The following is an 8,242-nucleotide window of genomic DNA, read 5'->3' as shown; positions in this document are numbered from 1 at the left end:
GCGTGGCCTGGCCGCCGTCCGACGGCCTCGCCGCCCACGACCGCTACGCCCTGCGGGCGCTGGTGGTGCTGGTACTGATCGCCGCGGGCGGCGCCACCTGGGGCGACTGGAAACCGCGGCTGTCCGCCGCCGTCAGCCCGCGCCTCGGCGGGACGGCGGCGGCCTCGGTCGCGACGCTCGATCTGTGGGTGACTCCGCCGGAATACACCGGCCTGCCTCCGGTCTTCCTGAAGTCGGCCAACCCCGCCCACACGCCCAACCTCGCCGATCCCGTGCCGGTCCCCAAGGGCAGCCTCGTGCTCGCCCGCGTCACCGGCGGCGGCGGCACGCCCTCGCTGGAGGCCGGCACCAGGACCGCCGCCTTCGAGGCGGTGGATTCCTCCACCTTCCAGATCCAGCAGCCCATCGAGGACGGCAACCGCATCGCCGTGACCCAGGGCTCCGGCGTTCTGGGAAGCTGGAACGTCCGGATCATCCCGGACACCCCGCCCGCCATCGCCTACGCCAGTCCGCCGGCCAAGGGCGAGCGCGGGGCGCTGCGGCTCGACTACACGGCGCAGGACGATTACGGGCTGGCCGAGGCCAGGGCCGTCGTCCGGCTGGCCGTGCCGGAGGAGGAAGCCCCGGCGCTGGACCGCAGCCCTCTGGAGCTGCCGCTGGCCCTGCCCGGCGTCCGCCCGCGCGAGGCGCGCAACGCCGCCTTCCACGACCTGACCGCCCATCCCTGGGCCGGGCTGAACGTCACCGTCCGCCTGACCGCTCTGGACGGCGCCGGCCAGACCGGCAGCACGGAGGACGTGGCGATGGTCCTGCCGGAGCGGGTCTTCAACCATCCCGTCGCCCGCGCCATCGTGGAGGAACGCAAGAAGCTGACGCTGCGGCCCAAGCAGCTCCGCATCGAGGTGGCCCGCGCGCTGGCCGACCTCTCGTCCCGGCCCAGCCAGTTCGGCGGCGATCTGGTGGCCTTCCTGGCGCTGCGCACGGCGGTGAACCGCCTGCTGCTGGACGAGGAGGCGGCCTCCGTCCCCGCCGTTCAGCAATTGCTGTGGGAGACCGCGCTGCGCATCGAGGACGGCGGCCTGTCGCTGGCCGAGCGCGACCTGCGCGACGCCGAGCGCCGTCTGGCCGAGGCGCTGGAGCGCGGGGCGGACGACCAGGAGCTGAAGAAGCTGATGGACGAGCTTCAGGCGGCGCTCGACAAGTTCCTCGACGCCATGGAGCAGCAGATGCGCGAGGCGCTGGAGCGCGGCGATCCGATCCCCATGGTGCCGCCGGACATGGCCGACCAGATGATGGACCGCCAGGATCTCCAGGAGATGATGGACCGGATGCGGCAGATGGCCGAGACCGGCGCCCGCGACGCCGCGCGGCAGATGCTGTCCCAGTTGCAGCAGATGATGGAGAACATGCGCAACGGCGCCATGGCCCAGATGCAGCAGCAGGGCCAGAACGAGGCGTGGCAGATGATGCGCGAGCTTCAGGAGCTTGCGCAGCGGCAGCAGAGCCTTCTGGACCAGACCTTCCGCCAGTCGCAGGAGCAGATGGGCCAGCAGGACGGCCAGCAGGGCCAGCAGGGGCCGCGCAACCGCCAGGGCCGCCAGCAGCAGGGGCAGCAAGGCCAGCAGGGCCGGTCCGGCAGCCCGCTGATGCAGCAGCAGGCCGAGCAGCAGGAGGCGCTGCGCCGCCAGCTCGGCGAGCTGATGCGCCGCATGGGCGAGCAGCAGGGCGGCGACATCCCCCGCCCGCTGGGCCGCGCCGAACGGGCCATGCGCGACGCCGGCCAGGCGCTCCAGCAGGGGCAGCCCGGCTCCGCCGTCCCTTCGCAGACCCAGGCGATGGACGAGCTTCAGCAGGGCATGCAGGCCATGGCCGAGCAGATGATGCAGCAGATGATGGGCCAGCAGGGTCCGGCCATGACCGGGCAGCAGCCCGGACAGGCGCAGCAGCAGCGCCAGGGCCAGGGCCGCAACCGCGACCCGCTGGGCCGCCGCCCCTCCGGCTTCGGCAACTACAACGGCGACGACGTGAAGATCCCGGAGGAAGCCGAACTCCAGCGCGCCCGCGAGATCCTGGACGAGCTGCGCCGCCGCTCCGGCCAGTATGGCCGCCCGCAGATGGAGCGCGAGTACATCGACCGGCTGCTGAAACAGTTCTGAGGCGGCGCTTCCGTCTCCCTCAGGCGAGCCCCCTCAGGCAAGCCCACTCAGGCAAGCCGGGTGCGCACCGCGGCCAGCAGGCTGCACAGCCCGCGGTCGTGGATGCCGATGGCCTCCAGATGGGCGACCGTGTTGACGAGATAGTCCAGGTTCGGACCGCGTTCCCCCCGACACCCGGCGATGCGCTCCGCCATGGTGGTTTCGTCCATGCAGCCGCAATATTGCCGGTGCCGGCGGTCCACCACGAAGGTGCAGGCGGTCACCGGCGCCCCGCCGTCGCGCGGACGCACGGGCAGCAGCTTGGGCCGGTAGACGCGGTTCAGCATCTCCCGGTCCCACAAATGGTCCAGGGTTTCGGGCACCCGCTCCGCGGCCACGCGGAAGACGATGCCCCGGCAGGAGCCGCCACGGTCGAGCCCCAGCACCAGCCCGGGCCGCTCCGGCGTGCCGCGGTAGCGGTGGGAGGAGACGCAGAAGCGGCGGTGATAGCCGCCCAGCACCGCCGGATGGCGCTCCAGAAAGGGAAACTCCGGGTTCCACATCAGCGAACCGTAGGCGAAGACCCACAGGTCGGCGCCGGGCGTCACCGCGATGTCGCTGGACCAGGAAGAGGCGGCGGAGGCCGGACGCTGCGCCGGCGCATCGGCCGGAAGCTCGGCAACAGGGGATCGCGTATCGAGCAGCATGACCCTTAAGTAATGCAGCGTGCGCCGACTGGCGCCGACGCGATGAATCCTAGCACGGCCCCAGGCCGCCCGCTATAAGGTGGATGCCATAAAACGGAAATGCCACAGATGCGCGTTCGGAAGATCTTGGGCTTCGCCGTTCTTGCCTTTGCCCTGCTGGCCGGCGCCTATTCGGTCTGGTGGTGGCAGGCGGCGGCGGCGGTGGAGCGCGGCGTGCTCGCCTGGATGGACGATCAGCGGGCGGCCGGCGCCCTGGTGGCCCATGGCGGGCTGAGCGTCGGTGGCTATCCCTTCACCATCCGCGCCGCCCTGGAGGCGCCGCACCTCGCCACCCGCGACGTGGAATGGCGGGGCGCCCGCCTGGTGGCGGAGGCGCCCCCCTGGAATTACGCGCGCATCGCGCTGTCGCTGCCCGGCGAGCAGACGGTGACGGTGGTGCAGGCGAACCAGCCGCCCTTCACGCTGGTCGCCCGCGACGGCGGCCAGGGCCATGTCGGCCTCACCCTGGCCGGCCAGCCGGTGGAGGCGCGGCTGGCCTTCACCAACCTCGTGGCGCAGCCCGACGCCCTTCCCGTCCCCATCGCCGCCCTGGATCTGACCGCCGCCCAGCCGGCGGAACCGCCGGCCAGCCACACCGACACCGGCCTGTCCGTCACGCTGGAAGCCCGCGGCGCCACCCTGCCGGACGGCGTGCCGGGCTCGCTGGGCCGCGAGGTGCAGCGGCTTCTGCTGACGGCGCGCATCCTGGGCCAGCCGCCGAAGCCGGAGCCGGTCAGCCTGTCGGCCTGGAGCCGCGGCGGCGGCACGCTCCAGTTGGATGGGCTGAACCTGGACTGGGGACCGCTGAAGCTGGCGATGAACGGCACGCTGGCCCTGGATGCCGCCCTGCAGCCGCAGGCCGCGCTGACGGCGGAGGTGCGCGGGTTCCAGGCGGTGCTGGACGCGCTTCAGGGCCTGTTCCGGCCCAAGGATCTGGCGATGGCCCGCACCATGCTGGGCCTGCTGGCCCGCCCCACCGGACCGGATGGCGAGCCGGTGCTGACCGCCCCGGTCACCGTGCAGAACCGCGGGCTGTTCCTCGGGCCGCTGAAGGTCGCGGCGCTGCCGGCGGTGGTTTGGTAGGGGAGCGACCGGCTGCCCCCTCCCCGGCCCTCCCCCGCTTCGCGGGAGAGGGAGAAAATCCCCTCCCTCGCCAAAGGCGGGGGAGGGTTAGGGAGGGGGCAAGCGTTGCGACATAAGGACCTTCACGCCGCCTTCAGCATCCCCTGCATGTCCTCATAGGACGGCAGATGGTCCAGCTTTCCCACCGCGGACACCGCCATCGGGCCGGCGAAGACGCGGTTGGCCGCCGCCGCCACATCCTCCGGCGTCACGCCGTCGATGCGCTCGAAAATCTGCTCGATGGTCCGCACCTCGCCGGTGCGCAGCAGGGTGCGGGCGAAACGGTCGGCGCGGCGCATGGTCGATTCCAGCGACTTGCCCACCGAGAAGCGCATCTGCTCCTTCGACCGCTCCAGCTCCGCCGCGGTCACGCCGTCGCGGGCCTTGCGCAGTTCCTCGAAGAAGACCGGCACCAGCTCCGCCACCTCCTCCGGCCCGGTGCCGGCGTAGAAGCTGAGCGCGCCGCCGTCCGCATACTGGATGGGGGCCGCGTAGACCGAATAGACCAGCCCGCGCTTCTCCCGGATCTCCTGGAACAGGCGCGAGGTCATGCCGCCGCCCAGGATGTTGGCAAGGTGGCGCAGCGCGTAGCTCGCGGCGTCCTCCGTGCCGACGCCGGGGAAGGCGGCCATGAAATGCACCTGCTCGGCGTCGCGCGTCAGAAGCGCCGCCCCGCCCTTGTTGACGACCGTCTCGTGGAAGGGATCGTCCTTGGCGGTCAGATGACCGAACAGCGCCTCCGCCCGGCGCACCACCGTGCCGTGATCGACGTTGCCGGACACCACATAGACCATGCGGCGCGGGTCGTAATGGGACACATAGTCGAACAGATGGTCCCGCCCGAAGCCCGCGACGTTCTCCTTCGGCCCCAGGATCGGACGGCCCAGCGCCTGCCCGTCGAAGGCGGTGCGGCGCAGCGCCTCGTAAACCACGTCCTCCGGCTCGTCGGCGTAGCGGCCGATCTCCTGGATGACCACGCCGCGCTCCTTCTCCACCTCCTCTTCCGGAAAGACGGAGTTCAGCACGATGTCGCCGATGATCTCGCAGGAGACATCGACGTGCTTGGCGGCCATCTGCGTGTAATAGGCGGTGACGTCGTAGTCCGTGTAGGCGTTGAACTCGCCGCCGCGGTTCTCGATCTCCAGCGCGATGCCCAGCGCGTCACGGCTTTCCGTGCCCTTGAAGATCATGTGCTCCAGGAAATGGGCGATGCCGTTCACCGCGGGCCGTTCGTTGCGCGCCCCGACGCCGACCCACACGCCGCTGGTCACCGTGCCGAGATGCGGCAGGTGGTCCGTCAGCACGCGGAAGCCGTTGGCGAGGGTGGTCAGTTGGATCGTCACACACAGTCTCCTGGTTGGGCACGGGGCCGCCCGCAAAATGGGGGCGTCGTCATGACGTGGGATGCCGTCCGCGCAGGAACAACGCCCAAAGGGCCGCGGTCAAGCCGCCATCAGCCGCGCGCCGGCGCCAGCGCGGCGCTGAGCGCGCGGCGGTTGCGGTGGGCGCGCATCAGCAGCGGAGCCGGAACGTCGCCCGGCACCAGAAGACGCCCGCCCGGCAGCAGCCGCACGCCGTGCCGTTCCAGTTCGCTCATCAGCTCCGCCATCGACCTGCGCATGGTTTTCCTCCGGCGATCAGACCTTCACGGCGTCCATCATGGCGGAGAAAACCGATAGGATCGATTCCGTTTTCCCTATCCCACCAATAGAGCAATCCTATCCATGCCCGCTCAGTGTCTCGTCTTCAGGGCCGCCAGACGGTCGGACAGGGTGCTGGGCGCCGGCTTCGCCCCCGCCGCGGCGTCGAGCGCCGCCTTGATGTGGGGATCGTCCTCCTCCGGCTTGGACGGCTTCAGCAGCGTGGCCTTGGCGTTGGACGCCTCCGCCTGGGCGAGGTCGCGGGCCGCCGCGTCCTGCATCGCCTTCAGCGCCGTGCCGAGGCTGGAGGTGGCGCCGCTCAGCCCCGCCGCCTGCCGGGCCGCCTCCGCCCGCTGCTGGGCCATGTCGCGCTGCTGGGCGGCGCGGCCCATGTCCCGTTCGGCCCGCTGCAAGGCGCTGCGGGCGGCCTTCAGCTTGCCGCCGGCCTCGGCGTAGGTCGTCTCCAGCATGGTCAGGAAGTCGCGGGCGTCGTGGGCGTCCTGCTCCTCGCGGTCGATGTCCGGGGCCATCCGTTCCAGCATCCCCACCAGCGTTTCCAGGCTCTTCTCAAGCTGCGCCTTGCGCCCGGCGTCCGCCTCGGCCTCCACCTGGCTTTGCAGATGCTCGGCGGCGGCCATGCGCTGGCGGGACAGCTGAAGGATGGCGTCGGCCTCCGTCCGCTCCTTCTCATAGGCGGCGCGCGCCTGCGCGACCTGGAGGCCGAGATTGTCCAGATGCTCTTCCATCGTGCGCAATTCGGCCTCCGTGGCGGCCTTCGGGTCCCAGCGGACCAGGGCTTCCACCGCCGATTGGACGGCCTGATCGGTCTTCACCCCGACGAGGTTGCGGATGAACGAGATCATGGTTGCGGTTCCTCTCCGTTGCGGCGGGGCTTCAACCCGCCATGGCTCCGGCGTTCAGCAGCGCGACGGCGATCTGGAGCCCAGCCAGCGCCGTGCCCGCGGCGACGTTGCCGGACTCGATCATCGGGCGCAGATCGCGGAACAGCCGGATGGCGATCAGGAAGGTAATCAGTTGCAGCACCAGGGCAATCGTCCCCCAGATCAGGATGTCCGCCAGGACGAGGCTGGTCGCCAGCGTCGCCGCCAGGGGGATCGCCAGCGCCACCACCGTGCCGCCCAGCACCACGCCGGCGGCCTGGTTGCCGCTCGCCAGCAGGTCGCGCTCGTGCAGCGGCGTGACCGCGACGTAGACGGCCACCCCGATCAGGAACAGAGCCAGGGTCGCTCCGAAATGCAGAAGCAGCAGCGGCAGGCCGGATCCGAGGCCTTGCAGGATTTGCGCGACGCTGGTGTCCATGGTGTCTTCCATCCGGGCTGGCGGGATCGGGCAGGGGACTCAGGCAAGGGAGAGGGAAGCGGGGTTGACGTCGATTCCGGCGCGGACCTCCACCCACGCCGCGCCGCCGTCCTCCACCGCCGCGACCAGCACATATTCGGTCCGGGGCGCGGGGTCGTCGGCGCCGGTGGGGGCCGCGTAGAGCATGGCGGTCAGGCGGCGGGTGCGGCTGCCGCGGTGGTCGGTCAGCGTCTCGTCGAAGGTGACGGGGGCAATGCGGGACGCGCCGGGCGACCACAGCCGCCCATAGAGCTTGCCGTCCTTGGTCTGGAATTGCGGGTAGCCGATCATCCCGTCGGCATCGGCCAGCCAGAAGCCCCATTCCTCATTGTCGGCGGGGTGCACCTCGTCCAGCACGGAGAACCAGCGGCATTCGTCCGGCGTCCCCCCGGCCCCCAGATGAAGCTGGTAGAAGCCGCGCCCGCCCGGCAGATACAGGCGGTGCAGCGTCACCCCGCCGCCCGTCAACGTGCCCACGGCCTCCACGCCGACCATCGTGCCGGCCCCCTCCGGCGCCGCCGTCTTGATCGCGGCGCCGCCCAGCAGGAAGGGCGTGGGATCGGGCGTCAGCGTCATGCCCACGCGGAACAGCGACGGTTCGTAGGCCGCGCCGGTGGCCTTGGCCTTGACGATGCCGGCGGCGGTGCTCCAGGGCGAACGGGTCATGGCGGAACCTCCGGATCGTGAGCCGGACGAGCGGCGGCGCAGGACGGCGACGGCCACGACCCCCGCCCCGGCGAGCAACGCCAGGACGAGCACCGTGCCCATGCCACCCCCGGAACCGTCCGAGGAGGTCTCCGGCGCGGCCTGTGCGACCTCGCGCGGGATGTCCGGCGGCAGATAGCCGGGGTCGCGCGGGCGGTCCTCCTGCGCACGCAGGCGGGTGTCGAGATCGTCCAGACGGCGGCGCAGGTCGGGATCGTCCTGCGCGCGCCGTTCCGCCTCCGCGCGCCACTCCGCGTAGCCGGGGTCGTTCTGGTGATTGTGGAACCAGTCGGCGTAGCCGGGACGCGACAGGTGGTCGAGAAGGAACCACAGGAACAACCCGTCCCACAGGCCGAAGCTGGGGCGGCTGCCATAGGCCCAGCCCGGCGGGCGCCAGCCGCCGTACCAGCCGCCCGGGCCGTAGCCGCCGGTGCGCCGCTGCCCCCATCCCGAACCCCAACCGGAGCCCCAGCCGCCGCCGCCCTGCCACCCTCCCCCTCCGCTCCCACCGGACCCGGAACCGGCGGGTGGCGCG

8 protein-coding genes are annotated in these 8,242 nt (G+C 71.5%); 2 read left to right on the top strand and 6 right to left on the bottom strand.

The window, feature by feature from the left end; genetic code table 11:
* On the top strand, positions 1-2,156 hold a 2,156-nt coding region (locus QSG27_RS25955; protein ID WP_306711291.1), incomplete at its 5' end, for a TIGR02302 family protein.
* A gap of 47 nt (positions 2,157-2,203) precedes the next feature.
* On the opposite strand, the gene QSG27_RS25950 is transcribed toward QSG27_RS25955, so the two are convergent.
* On the bottom strand, positions 2,204-2,842 hold the full coding sequence (locus QSG27_RS25950) for a gamma-glutamylcyclotransferase (protein WP_306711289.1): 639 nt from the start codon (positions 2,840-2,842) through the stop codon (positions 2,204-2,206).
* A 108-nt stretch (positions 2,843-2,950) separates the two neighbouring features.
* On the opposite strand from QSG27_RS25950, the gene QSG27_RS25945 reads away from it, so the two are divergent.
* Positions 2,951-3,964, top strand: a complete 1,014-nt coding sequence (locus QSG27_RS25945; protein ID WP_306711287.1) for a DUF2125 domain-containing protein — start codon at positions 2,951-2,953, stop codon at positions 3,962-3,964.
* 122 nt (positions 3,965-4,086) lie between these two features.
* On the opposite strand, the gene QSG27_RS25940 is transcribed toward QSG27_RS25945, so the two are convergent.
* From QSG27_RS25940 to QSG27_RS25920, 5 genes are all read right to left on the bottom strand, one after another.
* Entirely contained in the window at positions 4,087-5,346 is a 1,260-nt protein-coding gene (locus QSG27_RS25940) for a M16 family metallopeptidase (protein WP_306711286.1), read from the bottom strand.
* Positions 5,347-5,456: 110 nt separating this feature from the next.
* Positions 5,457-5,624, bottom strand: a complete 168-nt coding sequence (locus tag QSG27_RS25935) for a hypothetical protein (protein WP_306711284.1) — start codon at positions 5,622-5,624, stop codon at positions 5,457-5,459.
* Between the two features lie 111 nt (positions 5,625-5,735).
* Positions 5,736-6,506 carry a hypothetical protein gene (locus tag QSG27_RS25930; protein WP_306711282.1) on the bottom strand — a complete coding sequence of 257 codons (771 nt, stop codon included), beginning with the start codon at positions 6,504-6,506 and terminating at the stop codon, positions 5,736-5,738.
* A 31-nt stretch (positions 6,507-6,537) separates the two neighbouring features.
* Positions 6,538-6,963 (bottom strand): DUF350 domain-containing protein, encoded by a 426-nt coding sequence (locus QSG27_RS25925; RefSeq protein ID WP_306711280.1) that lies wholly within the window; start codon positions 6,961-6,963, stop codon positions 6,538-6,540.
* Between the two features lie 39 nt (positions 6,964-7,002).
* The coding region (locus QSG27_RS25920) for a DUF2491 family protein (RefSeq protein WP_306711278.1) at positions 7,003-8,242 on the bottom strand (1,240 nt) is incomplete at its 5' end.

It is taken from the genome of Azospirillum isscasi, from assembly GCF_030849505.1.
GTDB classification, from domain to species: domain Bacteria; phylum Pseudomonadota; class Alphaproteobacteria; order Azospirillales; family Azospirillaceae; genus Azospirillum; species Azospirillum isscasi.
The sequence above is the reverse complement of the archived record's forward strand: the minus strand, read 5'-3'. Positions and strand labels throughout refer to the sequence as shown.

Excerpts from the sequence above, each read along its gene's own strand:
- QSG27_RS25950 (WP_306711289.1), bottom strand. The coding sequence starts at position 2,842 with ATGCTGCTCGATACGCGATCCCCTGTTGCCGAGCTTCCGGCCGATGCG.
- QSG27_RS25945 (WP_306711287.1), top strand. The coding sequence starts at position 2,951 with ATGCGCGTTCGGAAGATCTTGGGCTTCGCCGTTCTTGCCTTTGCCCTG.
- QSG27_RS25935 (WP_306711284.1), bottom strand. The coding sequence starts at position 5,624 with ATGCGCAGGTCGATGGCGGAGCTGATGAGCGAACTGGAACGGCACGGC.
- QSG27_RS25930 (WP_306711282.1), bottom strand. The coding sequence starts at position 6,506 with ATGATCTCGTTCATCCGCAACCTCGTCGGGGTGAAGACCGATCAGGCC.
- QSG27_RS25925 (WP_306711280.1), bottom strand. The coding sequence starts at position 6,963 with ATGGACACCAGCGTCGCGCAAATCCTGCAAGGCCTCGGATCCGGCCTG.